This window comes from Clostridium yunnanense (assembly GCF_016595795.1).
GTDB lineage: Bacteria > Bacillota > Clostridia > Clostridiales > Clostridiaceae > Clostridium_AR > Clostridium_AR yunnanense.
Genome location: NZ_JAENHN010000008.1, coordinates 19,410 through 40,612, shown reverse-complemented (window position 1 = coordinate 40,612; position 21,203 = coordinate 19,410). Strand labels below are relative to the sequence as shown.

17 protein-coding genes are annotated in these 21,203 nt (G+C 30.4%); 2 read left to right on the top strand and 15 right to left on the bottom strand.

Going from position 1 to position 21,203, the window contains the following annotated elements:
* Positions 1-150 precede the first annotated feature (150 nt).
* The 10 genes from JHL18_RS02860 to purR form a co-directional block, all read right to left on the bottom strand.
* Positions 151-1,149, bottom strand: a complete 999-nt coding sequence (locus JHL18_RS02860) for a peptidylprolyl isomerase (RefSeq protein WP_200266134.1) — start codon at positions 1,147-1,149, stop codon at positions 151-153.
* A gap of 205 nt (positions 1,150-1,354) precedes the next feature.
* Positions 1,355-4,867, bottom strand: a complete 3,513-nt coding sequence (gene mfd / locus JHL18_RS02855) for a transcription-repair coupling factor (protein ID WP_200266133.1) — start codon at positions 4,865-4,867, stop codon at positions 1,355-1,357.
* A gap of 24 nt (positions 4,868-4,891) precedes the next feature.
* The gene (gene pth / locus JHL18_RS02850) at positions 4,892-5,458 is read right to left on the bottom strand and encodes an aminoacyl-tRNA hydrolase (RefSeq protein ID WP_200266132.1); all 567 of its coding nucleotides are present in this window, start codon (positions 5,456-5,458) and stop codon (positions 4,892-4,894) included.
* 297 nt (positions 5,459-5,755) lie between these two features.
* Positions 5,756-6,946, bottom strand: a complete 1,191-nt coding sequence (locus tag JHL18_RS02845; protein WP_200266131.1) for a S1C family serine protease — start codon at positions 6,944-6,946, stop codon at positions 5,756-5,758.
* A gap of 33 nt (positions 6,947-6,979) precedes the next feature.
* Positions 6,980-8,395 carry a HAMP domain-containing sensor histidine kinase gene (locus tag JHL18_RS02840; protein WP_200266130.1) on the bottom strand — a complete coding sequence of 472 codons (1,416 nt, stop codon included), beginning with the start codon at positions 8,393-8,395 and terminating at the stop codon, positions 6,980-6,982.
* On the bottom strand, positions 8,396-9,082 hold the full coding sequence (locus JHL18_RS02835; protein ID WP_200266129.1) for a response regulator transcription factor: 687 nt from the start codon (positions 9,080-9,082) through the stop codon (positions 8,396-8,398).
* A gap of 256 nt (positions 9,083-9,338) precedes the next feature.
* Entirely contained in the window at positions 9,339-10,298 is a 960-nt protein-coding gene (locus JHL18_RS02830) for a ribose-phosphate diphosphokinase (protein ID WP_200266128.1), read from the bottom strand.
* A 40-nt stretch (positions 10,299-10,338) separates the two neighbouring features.
* The gene (gene glmU, locus JHL18_RS02825; protein ID WP_200266127.1) at positions 10,339-11,706 is read right to left on the bottom strand and encodes a bifunctional UDP-N-acetylglucosamine diphosphorylase/glucosamine-1-phosphate N-acetyltransferase GlmU; all 1,368 of its coding nucleotides are present in this window, start codon (positions 11,704-11,706) and stop codon (positions 10,339-10,341) included.
* A gap of 177 nt (positions 11,707-11,883) precedes the next feature.
* Positions 11,884-12,162 carry a septation regulator SpoVG gene (gene spoVG, locus JHL18_RS02820; RefSeq protein ID WP_183279295.1) on the bottom strand — a complete coding sequence of 93 codons (279 nt, stop codon included), beginning with the start codon at positions 12,160-12,162 and terminating at the stop codon, positions 11,884-11,886.
* Positions 12,163-12,428: 266 nt separating this feature from the next.
* Positions 12,429-13,244 (bottom strand): pur operon repressor, encoded by an 816-nt coding sequence (gene purR / locus JHL18_RS02815; RefSeq protein ID WP_200266126.1) that lies wholly within the window; start codon positions 13,242-13,244, stop codon positions 12,429-12,431.
* A gap of 394 nt (positions 13,245-13,638) precedes the next feature.
* Here purR and JHL18_RS02810 point away from each other — a divergent pair, with 394 nt between their 5' ends.
* Entirely contained in the window at positions 13,639-14,700 is a 1,062-nt protein-coding gene (locus tag JHL18_RS02810; protein ID WP_200266125.1) for an HD-GYP domain-containing protein, read from the top strand.
* A 53-nt stretch (positions 14,701-14,753) separates the two neighbouring features.
* Here the strand turns inward: JHL18_RS02810 and JHL18_RS26155 are convergent, their stop codons facing one another.
* From JHL18_RS26155 to JHL18_RS02800, 3 genes are all read right to left on the bottom strand, one after another.
* A complete protein-coding gene (locus JHL18_RS26155) occupies positions 14,754-14,888 on the bottom strand; it encodes a clostri-philic family protein (RefSeq protein WP_261853048.1) in 135 nt (44 codons plus the stop codon).
* 94 nt (positions 14,889-14,982) lie between these two features.
* Positions 14,983-15,687 carry a DUF1287 domain-containing protein gene (locus JHL18_RS02805; protein WP_243277769.1) on the bottom strand — a complete coding sequence of 235 codons (705 nt, stop codon included), beginning with the start codon at positions 15,685-15,687 and terminating at the stop codon, positions 14,983-14,985.
* A 210-nt stretch (positions 15,688-15,897) separates the two neighbouring features.
* Positions 15,898-16,464 carry a hypothetical protein gene (locus tag JHL18_RS02800; RefSeq protein WP_200266123.1) on the bottom strand — a complete coding sequence of 189 codons (567 nt, stop codon included), beginning with the start codon at positions 16,462-16,464 and terminating at the stop codon, positions 15,898-15,900.
* Between the two features lie 633 nt (positions 16,465-17,097).
* Here JHL18_RS02800 and murC point away from each other — a divergent pair.
* Entirely contained in the window at positions 17,098-18,474 is a 1,377-nt protein-coding gene (gene murC, locus JHL18_RS02795) for a UDP-N-acetylmuramate--L-alanine ligase (protein ID WP_200266122.1), read from the top strand.
* A 281-nt stretch (positions 18,475-18,755) separates the two neighbouring features.
* Here the strand turns inward: murC and JHL18_RS02790 are convergent, their stop codons facing one another.
* Complete coding sequence (locus JHL18_RS02790; RefSeq protein ID WP_200266121.1) at positions 18,756-20,048, bottom strand: alpha-amylase family glycosyl hydrolase; 1,293 nt, start codon at positions 20,046-20,048, stop codon at positions 18,756-18,758.
* A gap of 191 nt (positions 20,049-20,239) precedes the next feature.
* On the bottom strand, positions 20,240-21,193 hold the full coding sequence (locus tag JHL18_RS02785; protein WP_200266120.1) for a hypothetical protein: 954 nt from the start codon (positions 21,191-21,193) through the stop codon (positions 20,240-20,242).
* Between the last annotated feature and the right edge of the window lie 10 nt (positions 21,194-21,203).

Below are 21,203 nucleotides of genomic sequence, written 5' to 3'. Positions count from 1 at the left end.
ATTTTTCAGAATAGAAATTTTATACATGCTTTGGCTATAATTATCTTTTTGTATAATTTCAATCCAATAAAGTAAAAACTCACATAAACTTGCGAAAACAAATTCATGTGAGTTTTATTATGTCATAAAGACCAAATTTTATTCAATTAATTAAAGCTTATCTTCATATATTTCAACTTTTAATTCTTTTTTCCATTCTTCATACTTAGCTTTGAATATTTCATTTTTCTTATTTGTCTCTAATGTCTCCTTAATCGAAGCCTTAACAGCTGATAACTCTTGAGTCTTTGATGTAGTTTGAATTCCAGTAACCTTTATTATATGCCATCCATATTGAGTTTTAACTGGACCTGATACTTCACCTTCCTTAAGCTTCTTTGCAGCTGCTAAAAAGTCCTTATCATAGTTTTGTGCATCAAAAGCAACGTATCCTAAACTTCCACCTGAGTCTTTTGTACCATCTGTACCATTTTTAGCTGCTAAGTCTTCAAACTTTGCACCTTTATCTAACTCTGCTTTTATAGCCTTAGCCTTATCTTCACTATCTACAAGGATATGGAACATATTTGCACCAGGTTGTTGTGTATATTGAGTTTTATTTTCGTTGTAGTATTTTTCTATGTCTGCATCAGTAATTTTTAAATCTTTAAATAGATGTTTATCAAAAACTGCTTGCATCTTTATTTGAGTAGTTAAATATTCTTTTAATGTATCTAATGTATAATTTGCAGATTTTAGAGCATTATTGAACTCTTCATCTGTTTTATAAACCTTCTTTATATCAGCAAGTTTTGACTCAACTTCCTTGTCTAACTCAGCCTTTTCGGGTATCAATTTTAAGTCAGCTGCCTTCTTTAAAACTACCTTTTCTTGTATAATTTGCTCCACTTGTGTTTTTCTTTGTTTCTTTAATTCAGCCTTAGCATCAGCATTCTTTTCCAGATCATTACCAAATTGTTGTTTTAATTGATCTATAGTAGCCTTCATTTTTTCATCAACACTACCAAGTGTGATTTTCTCACCATTAACAGTTGCTACTACAGTCTTGCTTATAGCTTCTGGCGTTTTTTGTATCATCTTACAGCCTGATAGTGATAATCCAATAACACCAATCAAAGCTATTGAAACTAATTTCCTTATGTTCTTCAAATTTCTTACCTCACTTTTCTTAAAATTAATTCCCCTTTATAACCAAAAATCAATAGACATAAATTAGTATATCAATTTATAACATTAATTTCAATTTATATTAGGCAATTTTATTCATTTATTAACATAATTTGGTTTATATAAATTATTTTTATTATCATTATACAGCTAATTCAGTTAATTTGCATTTAAATCCCAGTTATATTTAAACATTTTTATTTAAACCATCTAACATGTTTTTAAGCGCAGGTAATATATCCTCTCTTTTTATATCTTTTAGTTTATATCCAAAAGAAGGTTTATCACCCATTCTTATTATTATATTATTCTTATACTTCTCAAGCAACTTTTTAAATATATCCTTATCTACTTTATCTCTACTTTGGAATTGGAATAGAACCTCTCCATCTTTTTCTTTAACATCTTCTATCCATAAATTTCTAGCCTTACTCTTAATATAAGCTATATCCATGAGATTATATACCGGATCAGGAATTTGAGAAAATCTATCTTCTAACTCCTCTTTTACATCCATATAATCGTTTATACTTTCTATTGCTGCAATCTTTTTATATATTTCGATCTTCTGTAATTCATCTTCAATGTATTGAGAATCAATAAATGCATCAACTTTAATATCAATAGATGTTTCTATAGGCTCTTGCTCTATCTCACCTTTTATTATTTTTATTGTATCTTCTAACATCCTACAGTATAGATCATATCCAATGGTAGCCATATGTCCATGCTGGGCTGATCCCATCATATTTCCAGCCCCTCTTATTTCTAAATCTCTCATGGCAATCTTAAATCCTGAGCCCAGCTCAGTGAAATCTTTAAGGGCTCTCAATCTTTTTTCAGCTACTTCAGTTAATATTTTATCTTTTTTATATACAAAATAGGCATATGCTATTCTATTACTTCTTCCAACTCTTCCTCTCAATTGATAAAGCTGCGACAACCCCATCTTATCTGAATCATATACGATTATGGTATTTACATTCGGTATATCTATACCTGTCTCAATTATTGTCGTACATATAAGAACATTATATTCATTATTCATAAATGACATCATTTCATTTTCTAGTTGTCTCTCTGTCATTTGACCATGAATCACTATTGTTTTACATTCTGGCACAAGATTTTGAATATAGTCAGACATTTCCATAATATGTTCAACTCTATTATATACAAAGAAAACTTGCCCTCCTCTATTTATCTCCCTAAGAATGGCATCTCTTATAAGTTGATCATTTTGCTCTACTACATAAGTCTGTATAGGATATCTATCTTCTGGAGGAGTCTCTATTACCGAAATATCCCTTGCTCCAGTAAGAGACATATGAAGAGTTCTTGGTATAGGTGTAGCACTCAAAGTTAATACATCCACATTCTTTTTTATATTTTTTATTTTCTCTTTTTGCGTTACACCAAATCGTTGTTCTTCGTCCACAATAAGTAATCCCAAATCTTTAAATTGTATATCCTTTGATACTAACCTATGGGTTCCTACAAGAATATCCACATTTCCTTCTTTTACTGCCTGTAAAGTTTCCTTCTGTTGCTTAGATGTTCTAAACCTAGAAACCATATCTATTTTTATAGGAAAATCCGAAAATCTCTTCTTCATATTGCCATAGTGCTGCTCTGCAAGTATAGTTGTTGGAACAAGCAATGCAACTTGCTTACCATCCATCACAGCCTTAAATGCAGCTCTTAATGCAACTTCAGTCTTTCCATATCCTACATCTCCGCATAACAGTCTATCCATGATCTTTCCCGATTCCATATCTGCCTTTATTTCTTCTAATGCTGTCAACTGGTCTGGTGTCTCTTCATAAGGAAATTCTTGTTCAAACTGATTCTGCCACTGAGTATCATTTGAAAACTTATGTCCTTTTAAAGTGGTCCTAGTTGCATACAACTTAACTAAGTCTTGCGCTATCTCGTTTATAGACTTTTTCACCTTAGCTTTAGCTTTTTGCCAATCACTTGATCCAAGCTTGCTTATTTTAGGTGACTTTCCTTCACTACCAATATATTTTTGAACCAAATCTAATTGATCCACAGGAACATACAGTTTATCCCCTTTAGCATACTCTATATCCAAGTAATCCCTTTTATGACCACTAACATCAATTTGTTTAATTCCTTTATATACTCCAACACCATGATTAGCATGAACTACATAGTCTCCCAACTTTAATTCTGCAAAACTCTTTATTTTTGAAACGCCCTTTTGCTTAGGAGCTTTTCTCACTGATTTTCTTTTAGCTTCTCCAAACACTTCTTTATCTGATATAACACAAACCTTTAGATCTGTGAACTCAAATCCTTTTAATTGATTTCCAAAAGTTATTATAACTTCACCAAATTGTATCTCATTTATTATATCTTTATAAACACTCTCAATATCTCTATCTCTTAATGTGTCTACCAGCCTTTCTCCTCTAGGCCTCGTTCCTGATAATATAATAGTTTTATATCCATTTTTCTTCTTTTCTTTTATATCCTCTATCAACATATCAATTCTTCCATGATAGCTATTCAAGGTTACTTGAGAAAAAGGTATAGATTCAACATTTTCAATAAAATCGCTATTCTTAGCAAATGCATTTATTGTTATTAGTCTGGATGAATTAAACTTTTGTACTAAAATATCTTTGCCAAGTATCAAGTTTCCTTGCGACGGCAAAATATCTCCTCTTTCAAGGAATGAGGAGTAGTTCTCTTCAAATTCATATATAACACTATCTAATTTACCATTGCATCTTTGATCATCATCCATAATCATTATATAATCTTCAAAATAGTCAAACAAACTTGATACTTTTTGAAAGAAAAAGGGCAAATAACTATCAATTGTTTCAAAGGACCACGTTTCTTTAAGACTTTCTATATTAAATCTAATATTTGATTTTATCTTTGATATTATATCTTTGTCACTACCATCTCTAGATTTTATAAAATTTAATAATTCCTCATTAATTTTACTTATAGCCTTCTGTATAGTCTCATCATCTAGTATCACTTCTTTTGCTGGAAATATTTCTATTTCTTTAACTTTATCTATACTTCTCTGACTTTCTAAATTAAAAAATCTTATAGAGTCAATCTCATCACCAAAAAGTTCTATTCTATATGGCAACGCAGTATTAGGAGGATATATATCTAATATACCTCCTCTAACCGAGAACTGACCTTTCCCATCAACAATATCCATTCTCTCATATCCGCACTCTATCAATCTTTTAGAAAAGTCTTTAAAGCTTATCTCATCTCCAACCGCAATTTTAAAGGTATGACTTATGTATAAATCCTTAGGCGTATATACGGTTGCAAAGCTCTCAATTGATACTACTATTATCTTTTTTCTGCTATCTAAAATCTCTTTTAAAACTTTTAGTCTAGCCCATCTTAAATCTCCTGAAATAGCGTCAATATTATAAAAAACTATTTCTTTTGAAGGGAAGTAGTATACATCAGTAGTATATAGTGATAGGTCTTCGTATAAATTTTTAGCTTCAATATCATTATGAGTTATTACAACTATAGATTTATCACTATTTTCAAATATACCACTTATCAGATAACCTTTTCCTGATTCAGACACACCGTAAGTAGAAAAAGGATATCGATCTCTATCAATATTTGATTTAACTTTCTGAAAATTAGCACTATTATTCAACGGCTCCATTAGGCCATTTAATCTCATAGAAACACCACCTGTAATACATTATTATTCCGCTTTAAATCCATTAAATTTATTCATCGCTTCGCTAATATCATTTTTTACTATAACCTCAACAGCTTGAACAACAGCTGGTAACGTTTTTTCTAAGATCTTATTTTCTTCCTCACTGAACTTTCCTAAAACATGAGAAACGAGATCATGTTTAGGTTGTCCTACTCCAATTTTTATTCTTTGAAATTCTTCTGTTCCTAAATTTGCAATTATACTCTTTATTCCATTATGACCTCCAGCACTGCCTTTAGGTCTTATTCTAAGTTTTCCAACTTCCAAACTTATATCATCATACAACACTATGATTTCATCATTAGCTAACTTATAAAAATTCACCACATCTCTTACGCTTTCTCCACTAATATTCATATATGTTGTTGGTTTTAGCAGTATAACCTTACTATTATTTATAAATCCTTCACCATAGACACCTCTAAATTTTTCCCTATTTATTTCTATATTATACTTATTAGCAATATAATTAATTGCATCAAATCCTATATTATGTCTAGTATTAACATACTCTTTCCCAGGGTTACCAAGCCCTACTATCAAATACATACGTTTGCCTCCATTAGATGAATTTTATCTTTTACAGCGAGTTCACTTGTACATCTCTTATTTATATATAAAAATTTATATTTTGAATCTAATGCTCCAAGTGCTTTATTAAAATACAAGAAAACTCATCGAGTTTCAATTGTTAAAAACACGATTATTATTGCTCTAACTATCAATAATATTTTAATTATAAATCTAGATCTTATTTAGAACTAGTCTATCTCTATAATACAAATATAAAATAAAAAATGCAACAAAGCATGCATTTGCTACATATTATAGCAAGCATGCTTCATATCACAACTTTTGTAAAAGCTGCATAGTTAACTCTACTGTATTTTTTCCTCTTAGTACTTTACATGATATATTATCTCCAATATTATGAGAATTAATTACATCATTAATCTCAGTCAATGTTTTTATCTTCCTGCCATCCATCTCTATTATAATATCAAAAGGCTTGATTCCTGCAACATCAGCGCTTCCTTTAGGTACTATACTTTCTACATATACCCCTTCAATATCTTTATTTTGCTTAGATGTGAGACTCCATCCTCTAAATCCAAAGCTAACAAGTTTCACTTCATTATCGCTTATTATTGAATCTAGTATCTTCTTTGCATCTTGAATGTTTACAGCTATTCCTAGTCCTTGAGAAGAATATTTATTAGTTATAGGTAAATTATTTATTCCTATTACCTCTCCAAATACATCCGTCAAGACTCCTCCATTATTTTCTCTATTTATTATTGCATTAGTTTGAAATGTTCTAACAGCTTGTTTACCTAAGTCTGCACTTTCAACATTGAATCTTATATTGGTTGAAGTAATTATTCCAGATGCAACAAACCCTATATAATCATCCCCTATACAGTTGCCCAGAGCTATTACAATGCTTCCCTCTCTTACATCCGATAGATCTGATATCTTTACAGCAGGCAACTTATCTGAATCAATCTTAACCACAGCCAAATCAGTTGTTTTGTCGTATCCAATCATTCTACCTTGCTCAATCTTGATACCAAGACCTGCTCTTTTTACTAATATCTTATCAAATGTTGATATCGCGCTATAATTTGTTACTATGTATCCATCTTCTTTATATATTATTCCTGTTACATTTGTATAGCTATTTATATTAAAGTTTTCTTCTTTATTGCTTATACTTACTATAGAAGTAGAAACATTTGAAACAACCGAACTAATTTGATTATCCCCTGAAGTGTTGGAGGTTCCTCTAGTGTCTATAATTTGAAATATTGTTTTATTGCTATCCTTCAACTTTAGTCCATATTTTCTTTCAACAATGTAAGCACCTGATATAGCCCCTGCTACTGACGCAACCAAGATTATTATAATACCTTTTGTTAATCTCTTTATATTATTTCTTCTTTTATTTTCTTTAAACCTTATCATTCCTTCTAAACTATTAGTATCATCCTTTTTAGAAGATTTTTCGATGCGTATAGTTTTATCCTCCTTCTCCATGTAGCACCTCCTACGGTATTAAAACCATACAATTTATACTTTTTTCAGTGAAAATGTGAAAACTACTCCTTTTTCCGACGCCTTATTTTCTACCCAAATGTCTTCACCATGTAATGAAAGTATATGTCTAACTATAGGCAATCCTAAGCCAGTACTAATCTTATTTGTTCTAGATTTATCTGACTTATAAAATCTATCCCAAATATAGGCTTTTTCTTTTTCTGATAGTATAGGTCCATCGTTATATATACTAATTAATGCTTTACTGCCTTTTGATCTAGTGGTTATCTTTACATTACCACCTTCACTGCAATATTTAATTGCATTATCAATAAGATTATTTACTACCTGGATTATCCTATCTTTATCACCAGCTACATAAAGATTTTGCCCTTCTAATACCACATCTACTTTTAATTTCTTCTCTTTTATCTTTTGCTCAAGGCTTATGGTACAATGTTTAATTATTTCATTTATATTTATTTCAGAAACATTCAGTTTTAGCTTACCAGCTTCCATTGCTGATAAGTCAAGCAAATCATTTATAAGCCTTGTAAGTCTCTGTATTTCCTCGTAAGCTATACCCAAATAATACTTTTCCTTATCTATAGGAATGATACCATCCAAGATACCAGCAATAAATCCCTTAATGGAGGTTATTGGTGATCTTAATTCATGAGATACATTAGAAATGAATTCTCTTCTATTTTTCTCAACTTCCTCTAAAGACTCTGCCATTATATTAAACGAATCAGCCAATTCACCTATTTCATCCTTGGAACTTATATAAACCCTATTTTCTATATCACCTTTTGCTAATCTTTTTGCCCCAATATTTATCTTGGCTAATGGTATTATAAGCATTCTATTACACACGTAATATATTATTATGCTAGATAATATTAAAGCGATTAAAACGGATATCCATATAATTGCATAAACTTGCTTTAATTGACCTTTTATCTGCTCCAAAGGTGTAATCATAACTATAGCACCTTTAAAAGTATCTCCATTCATTACTGGTTTGTAATAAATGTATTGTGATTCCCCAAGCATCATACTATCTGTATTTCTCACTTCAATGGATATACCATTCTTAAGTTCATTAAGACTTTTACTATCTATAACTTGCATTCTCATTAAATTGCTCTTATCTTCACTATATGCTTTGACTATCCCATATAAATCTGTAACCAAAATATCAGATTTTATAGATTGACCACTATAATTTATAAATTTCTCCAATTCATTGAAAGTAATTTCCTGATCTTCAAACTTAGCTTTTTCTTTTGCTATTAAGCTAGCCTGTATATCCATCTGTTGCTTCTTTTGAGTAAAATGATAGTTTTCGAACCAAACAGATAAAACTATTGCTATTATTATTAAGCACCCTGCTATTATCAAAGTAAACGTTCCTAAAAGCTTAGAAACTAAACTGTTTCTTTTCATCTACTTCACCTCAAACTTGTACCCTACACCCCATACAGTTTCAAGCTGCCAATTAGAACCTCCATGTAATTTTTCTCTAAGTCTCTTAACATGAACATCAACAGTTCTAGAATCCCCTGGATAATCGTATCCCCAAACCTCACATAGTAACTGTTCCCTAGTAAACACTCTGTTTTTATTAGACGCTAGATAATATAACAATTCAAACTCCTTAGGTGGCATCTTTATCTCATTACTTTTATAAACAACATTATAAGAGTTTGCATCTATAACAAGCTCTGAAAAATATAAAGTTTCCTTGTTAGTTGAATCCACATTATATCTTCTCATTACAGCCTTTACTCTAGCAATCATTTCCTTAGGTTCAAATGGTTTTACAATATAATCATCTGCCCCAAGTTCCAATGCAAGTACCTTATCAAATGTTTCGCCCTTTGCCGTAAGCATTATTATAGGCGTTTCATGTTCTTTCCTAATCCACTTTAGAACATCAATGCCATCTATATGAGGTAACATCATATCTAATAACACTAAATCAGGTTTATAGTCTAAAAATAGTTCTTCTGCTATTCTTCCATTGCTAGCAACTCTAGTATCATAGTTTGCGCTCTGTAAATACATCTTAATTACTTCACATATATTTTCATCATCATCAACAATGAGTATCTTTCCTAATAATCCATCCATAACAAACACTCCTCATTTCTTTATATATTAAATTTAACACACTTATACTATTCTTTTATATATCTTTTCAAAAATGTTACAAATTATTTACTACATATATATTATTTAATTGAATTTTTCCAGTAAATACATCAATTATAGTAAGAGTTATTACAAAAAAAAGACACCATCTTATTTATTATTGCCAATAAATAGATAGTATCTTTCATCTACAAACATATCATAGAAGTATTTTTTTATTTATGTATAAATAAGCTTATCCTTCAAACAACTTACTTAATGGCTTGTCGTCATATATTCTATTTATAGCTTCAGCAATAAGTGGAGCTACTGATAATGACTTAAACTTATGTAAATCTTCTCTTTCAGGAAGAGCTATGGTATTCAGCATAACTAACTCTTCAATAGCTGAATTATTTATTCTTTCAAATGCAGGGCCTGAGAGAACTCCGTGTGTACAACAAGCATATACATGTGTTGCTCCTAAGTCTTTTAGAGCATTTGCAGCATTTGCTATTGTTCCTGCAGTATCGATCATATCATCTATAAGTATGCATCTCTTTCCCTTAACTTCACCAATTATGTTCATTATTTCAGAAACGTTAGCTTTAGGTCTTCTTTTATCAATAATTGCAATAGGTGCATGAAGTCTGTCTGCAAATTTTCTAGCTCTAGTTACGCTACCCAAATCTGGCGATACCACAACTACATCATCTCTATCTATTAATCCCTTTTCTATGAAGTACTTAGACAGTATAGGCGCTCCCATCAAGTGATCCACAGGTATGTTGAAATAACCTTGAATTTGCGCTGCATGTAAATCCATAGTTAACACTCTTTCTGCTCCAGCAGCAGTAAGTAAATCAGCTACCAATTTTGAGGTAATTGGATCTCTTGATTTTGCTTTTCTATCTTGTCTTGCATACCCGTAGTAAGGTATAACAGCTGTTATTCTTCCAGCTGAAGCTCTCTTAAATGCATCAATCATTATAAGTAATTCCATAAGGTTATTATTAACTGGAGCACTTGTAGATTGAACTAAAAAAACGTCAGCGCCTCTAACAGTCTCTCCAATATCCACCGAAATTTCTCCATCACTAAATGTACCTACCTTTGCAGTACCTATAGGTAATCCTAAAATACTTGCAATTTCGTGTGCTAATTGAGGGTGTGAATTTCCAGTAAATATTTTGATATTCTTTCCATGGGTTATCATATTGTGAAGACCTCCTTAAAATTTGGGGTAGCTAATAAAACTATTTTTTTAGCCCTTTTTTATCTACCCAACCTTCTATGTTGGTTTGCTTTGCTCTAGCTATAGCAAGACTTCCTTCAGGAACTTCTTTAGTTATAGTAGAACCAGCAGCTATATAAGTATTATTTTTAACTTCCACAGGAGATACTAAATTGGTATTGCAACCTATAAAAGAATTATCTCCTATGATAGTTTTGTTCTTATTCTTTCCATCATAATTTACTACTACGGTTCCACATCCAAAGTTGCAGTTTTTACCAACCTCAGCATCACCTATATAAGTCAAATGTGAAACTTTAGTATTGTCATCTATTGTGGATTTCTTTATTTCTACAAAGTCACCAATTCGCACTTTACTTCCAATCTTACTTTCAGGTCTAATATATGCGAACGGCCCAACAGTAGTCTCATCTCCTATTATACTATCTAATATTACAGAAGACTGTATCTCAACACTATTACCTATAGTACTATTGCTTATCCTTGAATTTGGATATAGTATACACTCTTCTCCTATTACAGCATTTCCTTCTATATAATTACCTGGGTAAATTATAGTATCCTGTCCAATTGAAACATCTGCACCTATATATGTGCTGTTTGGGTCAATCAATGTAACCCCGTTATCCATATGAAATTTGTTTATTCTATCCCTAAGTATATTTTCAACCTTAGCTAATTCAACTCTAGAGTTTACACCTATTGTTTGCTCAAACTCTGTGATCATTGCGCCAACCTTTTTGTTTTCGCTCTTGAATATTTCAATGATATCTGTAAGATAATATTCACCTTGAGCATTTTCATTAGATAATTTCTCCAATGCTTCGCTTAAGCTTTGTATATCAAAACAATACATCCCTGCATTAATTTCATTCACCTTAAGCTCTGCTTCATTACAATCTTTATGCTCAACTATCTTTTCTACACCTTTATCACTTCTTATAATTCTTCCATATCCACTTGGATCATCAATTACTGATGTCAAAAGTGTAGCATAATTATTTTCTTTTATATGGGTTTCCATAAGGTTTTCTACAGTACGATTGGTTATTAATGGAGCATCTCCTGTAAACACTGCCACAACACCATCTTTATTCTTAAAAAAGTCCTTTGCACATTTCACTGCATGCCCAGTTCCTAGTTGTTCTAATTGCATTGAGTAAGAAACTTCTCTGCTTGCTGTTCTTTCTTTAACAAGCTCAGCTCCTTTTCCTATTATTACATTAATATCAACTACTCCGGCATCTCTTATAGTATCAATAACATGGTTAACCATTTCTTTTCCAGCAACTTTATGCAAAACCTTAGGTAAGTTTGATTTTATTCTTTTCCCTTGACCAGCGGCTAAAATTATAGCACATTTATACATTAAATCACCTCTTTATGAGTTACATTGAATTAATAGCATATTCAATTATTTTAATAATCTGAGCTTAACGCCTATTATATTATATTTTAAATGAATCACTATTTCAACTTTTTATAAAAAAATCAAATATTATTAAGCAAAAAAATAAAAGGAAGTATCAACTTCCCTTTATCTACACTACTCAGCATCTTCAGTATCTGCTTCTAATGCCTTTTCATATTCAGTTAAAATAGCTTCTTGAATCTTTTCTCTAGTATCTGTATTTATTGGATGGGCTATGTCTTTGAATTCTCCATCTGGAGTTTTTCTACTTGGCATAGCAATAAATAGACCATTTTGACCTTCTATAACCTTTATATCATGAACTACGAATTCATTGTCAAAGGTTACTGAAACTATTGCCTTCATTTTTCCCTCAGCAGCTATCTTTCTGATTCTAACGTCTGTGATTTGCACTTCACTACACCTCCAGTTGCTTTATTGATTTATAAATTCTTCAAAAATTACTAAATTCCTCTTTTTTTAATTAAATTTTTTGAAAATTTTTTATTGTTTCTAAAATCAGTCTAATATATAACACCAATTATTATAGAACATATCATATATACATATGCCAGTTCCATACTTTAAAACTAAGTTAATAATTTATATTACACGTTAGATACAATATAGATTTAGATTTCACTTGGAATTAGTATATCTTTAATAATTATTATTCAATTCTATTGGAATAGAATAGATGGATTCATTACAACCTCACCAGTTTCCTCTACTCCTTTTAGCTCTGCTATTGCAACATAATTACTTATAAGTTTTTTGTTAGTACCTACGTTATCTACTAACACTCCTATACCAATTAGATTACTATCAAATTCTTTTAACAAATCAGTTATTCCTTTTGCCGTTCCTCCACCTTTCAAAAAGTCATCAATAAATATACATTTACTTCCTGTCTTTAATGATCTTTTCGAAAGAGACATTTGTTGTAACCTACCTGAAGATCCAGATACATAGTTAATAGTAACCGTTGGGCCTTCAGTGACCTTACTATCTCGTCTCGCTATTACAAGCTGAACGCCAAGGTTTCGCGCAACTTCGTATGCTAAAGGAATACCTTTTGTTTCCACAGTAACTACATAGTCTACTTCATCTTTATTGAAAAATGAAGATAAAATCAATCCTGCCTTACTGATTATTTCAGGATTATACATTACATCTGTCATGTATATAAAATTACCTGGGACTACCCTATTAGGATCTTTTAACATTTCACATAACCTATTTGCAAAATCCTTTTTTGCTGTTTCTCCTATTTCAGCTATATATCTGATACCACCAGCTGCTCCTGATATAGTTTCAACTCTTCCCATATACATTTTCTCTAAAAGTTCTCTCACTATCACTATATCCTCACTTATTGTGGACTTAGCTGCATTAAGCAATTCAGAAAACGTATTCAACCCAATAACTTTATTAGGATTTTCTATTAAATACTTAGTTATAGCTGCAATTCTACCGTTTCTACTTATCTTCTCCAAAATATCACCTACATCATATACTTTACGAATTATCTATATAAATTTTAATACTATCATTCATATTGTATTCAATATTATATCCAGAATCAATCTTTTTAACCATTTTATTATATATTGTACCCTATACGAACAAATTTATTGTAATATAATTGATGTTTTTGTAATCTTTAATCTAATTTTTTTGTATTTTATACAAATCCTATTAATTTTTCTATTAAATTCTAATATAATTAGATATATTAACCGATATATAAATATGTAGCTTTATAATTAATATTTTATGATTTTTTACGCTTACATAAAAAATATATAATTGCAAATCAAAATCAATTAATTCATTAAAGTATCAACTCAAAATATGTTGTCCATCGTTATTAAAGGAAGGGATCTAATTATGAAGATTGTTCAAGAAATCTCATCTCGTGAATTACAAAATGGTATGATTATAGCTAAAGATCTAGTTGTTAACAACTCTGTGCTTTTAACCAAAGGAACAGAAATTTCAGAAAATCTAGCTGAAAAAATAAAGGTTAATTTCCCACTTATACGCTTAGTGATTTATACGGAGACAAACCCTAATAATTCAGTTCTCTTTGAAACTCGAAATTCTGTTAAGAAGGTTAAAATAGAAGAGTCTTTCAACAGAATGTCTTCAGTCGCAGAAAATATTTTTAACTCTATCAGAGAAAGCGATAAGTTTAACATGTCAGAGGTAAGAGAAATATGCGATGGTGTAATGGATGAATTGAGCGAAACTGGCCTAGTCATAAAAAATATAATCGGCGAAAGAGAGGAAAACTTATATCTTACAAGACATTGCGTAAATGTTGCTGCTATAAGTTCTTTAATTGGCAAATGGCTTGACTTAACTAAAAAAGAAATAGTCTTCTTAACCTACTCTGCACTACTACATGATATAGGGAAGGCGAAGATAACCCCAAGTATACTTAATAAGAAGACCAAATTAACCAATGAAGAAATACATCAATGCCACTCACACTCTGCTCTAGGATATGAAATTGCTAAAAAGATACCTTACATAGATCAGTCAATACTCTTCGGAATACTATTTCATCATGAAAGAGAGGATGGATCTGGCTATCCACTTAAGGTAAAAGGATCACAAATACCTAAGTTTGCAAAGATAATAGCCATTGCTGATATATTCGACGCAATGACTTCTAATAGAGTTTATAAAAATAAAGAATGTGCACTTGTGGTTTTAGAGGAAATAAAAACTGAGATATTCGGGAAACTAGATCCAAAAATAGGGACAATCTTTATAAATAATATATTAAATTATTATATAGGAGAGTTAGTTTTACTTAATGACGGAACGATAGGAAAGATAGTAAAAATAGATCTAAATTCCATAACAAAACCTTGGATATCTATTAATGATGAAGTTATTAACTTAATGTCTAATCCAGATTTAAAGATAGTTGACCTTTTATAACATTATTAAGATTCAGCTAAAACTATATTTTGATTTTAGCTGAATCTTATATTTTACTTTATTGGTTCACCATTGAGATTTTGATACTGAGGAATATTTTTTGCATCTCCCTTATTGTTTTGATCTCTATGGAGTTTTTGTCTTCTTTTCCCATCATCAGTTACATTGTTTCTTATTTTATTAGACATTTTCATCAACTCCTTTCAAAAATATTTTTCATCAATACATCTCTTTTTATTCTTAGTAATATCTTTGAAATTAACCCTTATTTATAATATAAGATTAGTAGTTCCATCTATAATGCCCATCTATAGGGCACTTAAACCAAGAAAGCTTAACTTCACTAGCATTTGGATTAGTGTTATGAATAACATAAGGAATTCCGTCCTCGTCTCTTTTATCAGAAACTATAGCTACATGTTCATAATCTTGCAAAAAAACTACAATGTCACCTGGTTGCCATTGCTGTAAGTTTTCAGAATCTCTTTCCTTAAGTTCCGTAGTAACAGAAATGCATTTTTTCTGAAAAAACACATTTTGGTTTGGAACTCTCCTAAAATCTATATTAGGGTCTGGAGTTTGACCAACTCTTATATAACTCTTCTTGTTTTCTTTTATGTCCTTATCCATAAGAGTTTTCAAATCAACTCCAGCACCTTTCAACCCTCTCCATATTACATCTGTACAAACACCTTCACCTTCCGGAGGATATCCTCCATAATAATAATTACTTTTGTACTTTGTCTTCATTTCTACTTCCTTCCTTGCTGAACTCACTATATCAAGAGGATCTGCTATTCCATTATTATTTCTATCAACATTAGAATATTTGTCAGGCACCTTAAAATCACTTTTGAAGAAGAACTTTGTTAGGTTATTTTCTAATAACTCTTTATACTTATTTTCTATAAGATTAACAGCATAATACATGGAAACAATAGCTAAAATAATCAGTGAAATTAACATATATTTTTTAAATATGCTCAAATAAGTCACCTCTTTCAAAAACTATACGTAAAGGAAGTACACTTAGTATCACTTTATATGTTTATGTAGCAATAAATTTTTATACTTTTCGTATACAATAAAAAGAGCAGTTGACAAACGAACTAGTTTTGTTCATTTTGCAACTGCCTTTTTATATAGGTTCACTAAATCAACTATCAAATTAAGCTTGTTCAATATAAGAGCCCTTAACTACGCTTCTAGTAATTCATTAATCATAGTAAGGCTTTTGGAATACTTATAAATATATCCTTTATAAACTAATTCTTTATTAGGAATCTTTATTATATCATCACTTTTAATAAGCTCCGACTTTTTATCAAACTTATATATATTGCTATTTGATAATACTTGCGAAACAAACTGAGTGCAGAAATAATGATTTTTCCTCTTTATAGGTTTATTAAACCAAACACCAAATAGGCCTATAAAATTATACTTAAGTTCACTCTTAGAAGTAATAAACTTATTGATTTCTGATATAATTTGATCATATTGTTCTTCTGAAACCTTTATCCTGTAAATTATGCATTCACTATCTTTAAATATACTATATACACCTTCATATAAATTTTCTTGTACAAATCCTCCAGAAAAGGGATTTCTAGGCCTTGTTCTTCCGAAGGAATACATCTTAGTGAAAGTATCATCAATACTCAGCGAAGAGTGGGCATACTTGTTTTTTGTGATTAGGTATATTATCTTAGAAAGCCATGTTCCTGTCTTTGAAAAAACCAAATATATATATCTATCTTCCATAATTTATGCGCGATCTCCTTTACTTAGGTTTCATTAAATAAACCTTTCTAGGCTTTAATCTTTCAACTCTAAAAATTAAAAACATTGAATTTAAGTGTATCTACTATGAATTGTAATTATAAATATAATTATAAATATAAATTATTTAGAATTTATGTTATATATATTAATTATTTCTTAATTTTATAGACATGTATCACTTCATAGTAAAATGTAATATAAGCCATGGTCTACTTATGTATGGGGTCCATTTATGTGTTCTTGAGTTATGTACATCAGAAAAGCATGCGCCTATGTCATTCAACACATCTAACTTACTACTTGAAGTTAAGTTCCTATAATGCTTTACTCAAATCAATGTAATTAATATAAAATTCAATTTTTCAAACAGAGTTCTTTGAGAATTCAAAATTTAGAAAGATATCACCTTAATATTTAGATCACAGATAAGATTGTCTACTATAATAAATCATACATTATTATCTCATTAATAACAACAATTTGATTTTTTTAAATAACAGTAACATATTTAGCCTTTTTTCATAAAATAATTATGAATTATGTTTTCATACGTGTTCAATTTAAAAAAAATGTATATAATTATAGATGGTAACTTATAAAGGAGTTGATATCTTGTCATTTAATTTTATAAAAGATAAAAATAAAAAAGTTCATTTTATAGGTATCGGTGGGATAAGTATGAGTGGTCTTGCTGCTATTCTATTAAGAGAAGGATACAAAGTATCAGGATCAGATGCTAAAGAATCCGAAATAACAAACAGGCTTAAAAACGAAGGTGCAGAAATTTACATAGGGCATAATAGTGAGAATCTTAAGAATGTAGACTTGGTGGTATACACTGCTGCAATTCCTTCAGATAATCCAGAAATATTAGAGGCTAAGAGATCAAATATAGCATTAATGGATAGAGCTGAGTTCCTAGGTAAGATAATGTTAGGTCATAAGTATGGTGTTGCTGTAGCTGGTACTCATGGTAAGACTACATGTACATCTATGATTTCTCATATAACGTTAAAAGCAGATTTAGATCCAACTATATTGGTTGGTGGAGACTTAGATATTATAGATGGTAACTTTAAGATAGGAAATAGTGAATATTTCATAACAGAAGCATGTGAGTATAAAGAATCATTTTTAAAGTTCTCACCATTTATAGGTATTATATTGAATATTGATGCAGATCATCTTGATTACTACAGAGATATTGATCATATTCAAGAGACATTCCAGAAATTTTCATCAATAATTCCTGATGCCGGCTATCTAGTGGGTTATGCAGATGATCCTAGAGTAATGTCAGTAATGAACAATTCAAAATGTAATATTTTAACCTATGGAATAGACAGCGGTGATGTAACTGCAAAAAATATATCATTTGATGAAAATGGTTGTGCTACCTTTGACGTATTCAAAAATAGTACCAACCTATTTTCCGTTAGTTTGAATGTACCTGGAAAGCATAATATTTTAAACGCTCTTTGTTCAATATGCATTGGACTTATATTTGAATTGCAGCCTAAAGATATAATAGACGGGCTATTTGCATTTAGAAATGCTCATAAGCGATTTGAACTTAAAGGAAAAAAATCAGGTGTTACAGTAATTGATGATTATGCTCACCACCCAGTAGAAATCAAGGCAACGTTGAGCACAGCAAAGAATATACCACATAAATCAGTTTGTTGCGTCTTTCAACCACATACTTATACAAGAACCAAGAGTTTATTCAACGAATTTACTGAAGCATTCAATGACGCTGATGAACTGGTTCTTATGGATATCTATGCGGCTAGAGAAAAAAATACTGGTTTAGTAAGCTCAGATGAATTGGGAGATGCTATAAGATCTAAAGGAATATCCTGCGTGAATGTGCACTCTCACGAAGAAGCTGTTAATTACGTAAAAAATAAAGTTTCTAACGGAGATATTTTAATCACTGTTGGTGCAGGAGATGTTGTTAAGGTTGGAGAACTATTCTTAAAATCATAGACAATTTAAGTCATAATAGATATTTATAAATATAATAGAGATAGCCTACTTCAATTATTCGGCTCAAAATACTGTTTTCGCTAAAGCTACGGAGCTTTATTTTGATAACCTTCAATATGAAGTACTATCTCTATAGGTGTACCACTCAATAATGAAGCTTATATTTGTAAACTATCCTGTCAGAATGTATAGGAATTTTAAAAATAATTTTCATATTGAAATGGTACACCTTAAATTTTACAGTAGTCTGCTTTATGCCCTATCAATCTAGTTTAAATATCCTAAAGGCCACTTTCTAGAATGACGGGCTTATTTACAAGTTCATGTTTTCCGTTGACAATCGATACAGGGCTATTGTCTATAATATTATTATAAACCCCATCCCTCAAAGGTACTTCTATATTACCTTTTTTCTTTTCTAAGTTGAAAATACCCACTAATATTGAATCTTCATATTCATAAGATCCATATACTACACCATTCTCTAAATAATCAAGTGCATAAAATCCTTGTGCTACTATTTGCCTTTTCTTCAAAACCGCTAACCTTTTCATCAGCTCCATGTACTCATCATTTATATTATTCCACTGAATTTTATCCATATCAAATAAACTAGGACATTTATCATCTAGTACTTCTTGACCTGCATATATTAAAGTTGTTCCTTTTTGAAAGTAAAGAAAACCGGTCCAAATCTTTAATGTTTCTTCGTCAGGTATTAGTTTTTTTGCTCTAGGCTGGTCATGGTTTTCTAAAAATCTAAGCTTTACATAATTATCTGGATACATGGCATCCTGCATTTTCACTTTATCTATATAAGCTCTTAAGTCGTTATTTCCATTAAAATACCCCGTATATTCTACATTTACATCATAATCATAAGTTATATCAAACGCTTGATATATCTCGCTATCAGATAATCCTACAAATCCATTCTTTCTCATCTCAAGTAAAAAATGAGGGTGTACGGTCTCAGAAAGCCATATATGATCTGGATTCACTTGTGCAACCGCTTGCCTAGCAGACAACCAAAAGTCTAATGGAACTAGTGGAGCTACGTCACATCTAAATCCATCTACCCCTACTGATGCCCAATATTTTAAAGTTTCTATCTGATAGTTCCATAAATCTTTATTGTTATAATCTAAATCTACTATATCAGTCCAATCACCAACCTTATTACCCATTTTTCCATCAGGCTTCTTGTAAAAATACTCCGGATGATTGTCCACCAGCCATGAATCAGGTGAAGTATGATTATAAACTACATCTATCATACATAACATATCTAGAGAGTGAATCTTATCTATCAAGCGTTTAAAGTCTTCCAACGTTCCATACTCTGAATTCACACCTCTATAGTCCTTTATAGCATAAGGTGAACCTAAAGAACCTTTTCTATTTTTTTCTCCTATAGGGTGTATAGGCATGAACCAGACTATATCTGTACCTAATTCTTTTATCCTTTTAAGGTCATCTTCTACATCTTTGAAAGTTCCACTTTTACCATGATTCCTTACAAATACTGAATAGATAATCTTATTTCTTAAATTCTTTTTTGTATCTCTAGCCATATTTACCTCCTTAAAATATTAATGTAGTATATCAAAATATTAAACTATATAACTACTTTACTTCACTTTCTATAATATAGCAATATCGTTTACATTTATTTAATAACCGATTATCTTAGCTATTTTACTATACAACAAAAAGATCAGGCAACATTAATCCTGTCCCTGACCTAAATTTTCACATAATGGTTTTAAAGCTCTTCTTCTATGAATTTATTTATTTCGAGATCTAATTTAATCAACTTATTTTGATCTTCTTCTATTTTATATTGAAGTCTATTTGCACAACGTTCTACTTCCGCCCTTAGATTTTTAAGCTTATAATAGCTATCTTCAATCTTCGACTGCACTGCTATATCGGTAAATATATTATCAAAAAATATATCAAAGGTTTTAGTAAAAGAAGAGAAAGTAATAGTTTGTGAGATTTCATTTGAAACTACAGATACATCAGACAATTCTTTTTTAAACTTATCTACGAGGTATGGGATGTTATTAAGTTTAGCCTGAGCATCATCAATCTTTTGATGTTTTGCCATGGAGATGAACATACTGTCCATAAATATATCAGCTTTTCCCCAATTCATTGCACTGGATATACTTTCATTTGCATTGTCGATGGCTCCAAGTAATCTTTCGCCTGCAGAAATTGCTTCGCTTAGTTCTTTTATACTTGCAGAGAGATTTAATCTATCATTCTCCATAATATTTAATTTCTCTTTTGTTGCCCAACTTCCAAAGTTTTTCATATCAGCTTCTTTTTCTTCAATAAGATTTTTGTACTTAACAACTGCATTACTAACTACACTAAATTTTTCTTTAAGTAACTTTAAATCATCTTTTACAGCTTTTATTTTTTGCTCGCATTGATCAAATTTTATCTTAGCTTCAATATATTCCTGCTTCTCTTTATCTAATTTTTCTTCTTTGTTATGAAAAAGTAAAGCTAGGAAGTTTGATAAAGTTATTCCTTCAAATTTTTTTATATCCATTTCTTCTTTATGAAGTCTTGCTTTAATATCTTTTAGCTCTCTTTCATATTCTGTTAATAATTCTTCAGCTGAATTAATCTTTCTCTCAATATGTTCTTTTTCCTTAATTTCCTCTTTAGCGTTTCTTATTTTCTCATTTAACTCCCAATACATACCTAACACT

Excerpts from the sequence above, each read along its gene's own strand:
- JHL18_RS02835 (WP_200266129.1), bottom strand. The coding sequence starts at position 9,082 with ATGGATGGATTATTAGGAAAGATACTCATTGTTGATGATGATGAAAAT.
- JHL18_RS26155 (WP_261853048.1), bottom strand. The coding sequence starts at position 14,888 with ATGTCTAATAAAATAAGAAACAATGTAACTGATGATGGGAAAAGAAGA.
- JHL18_RS02785 (WP_200266120.1), bottom strand. The coding sequence starts at position 21,193 with ATGTATTGGGAGTTAAATGAGAAAATAAGAAACGCTAAAGAGGAAATT.
- JHL18_RS02800 (WP_200266123.1), bottom strand. The coding sequence starts at position 16,464 with ATGGAAGATAGATATATATATTTGGTTTTTTCAAAGACAGGAACATGG.
- JHL18_RS02790 (WP_200266121.1), bottom strand. The coding sequence starts at position 20,048 with ATGGCTAGAGATACAAAAAAGAATTTAAGAAATAAGATTATCTATTCA.
- mfd (WP_200266133.1), bottom strand. The coding sequence starts at position 4,867 with ATGAGATTAAATGGCCTAATGGAGCCGTTGAATAATAGTGCTAATTTT.
- JHL18_RS02830 (WP_200266128.1), bottom strand. The coding sequence starts at position 10,298 with ATGATAACCCATGGAAAGAATATCAAAATATTTACTGGAAATTCACAC.
- glmU (WP_200266127.1), bottom strand. The coding sequence starts at position 11,706 with ATGTATAAATGTGCTATAATTTTAGCCGCTGGTCAAGGGAAAAGAATA.
- JHL18_RS02840 (WP_200266130.1), bottom strand. The coding sequence starts at position 8,395 with ATGAAAAGAAACAGTTTAGTTTCTAAGCTTTTAGGAACGTTTACTTTG.
- JHL18_RS02845 (WP_200266131.1), bottom strand. The coding sequence starts at position 6,946 with ATGGAGAAGGAGGATAAAACTATACGCATCGAAAAATCTTCTAAAAAG.
- pth (WP_200266132.1), bottom strand. The coding sequence starts at position 5,458 with ATGTATTTGATAGTAGGGCTTGGTAACCCTGGGAAAGAGTATGTTAAT.
- JHL18_RS02810 (WP_200266125.1), top strand. The coding sequence starts at position 13,639 with ATGAAGATTGTTCAAGAAATCTCATCTCGTGAATTACAAAATGGTATG.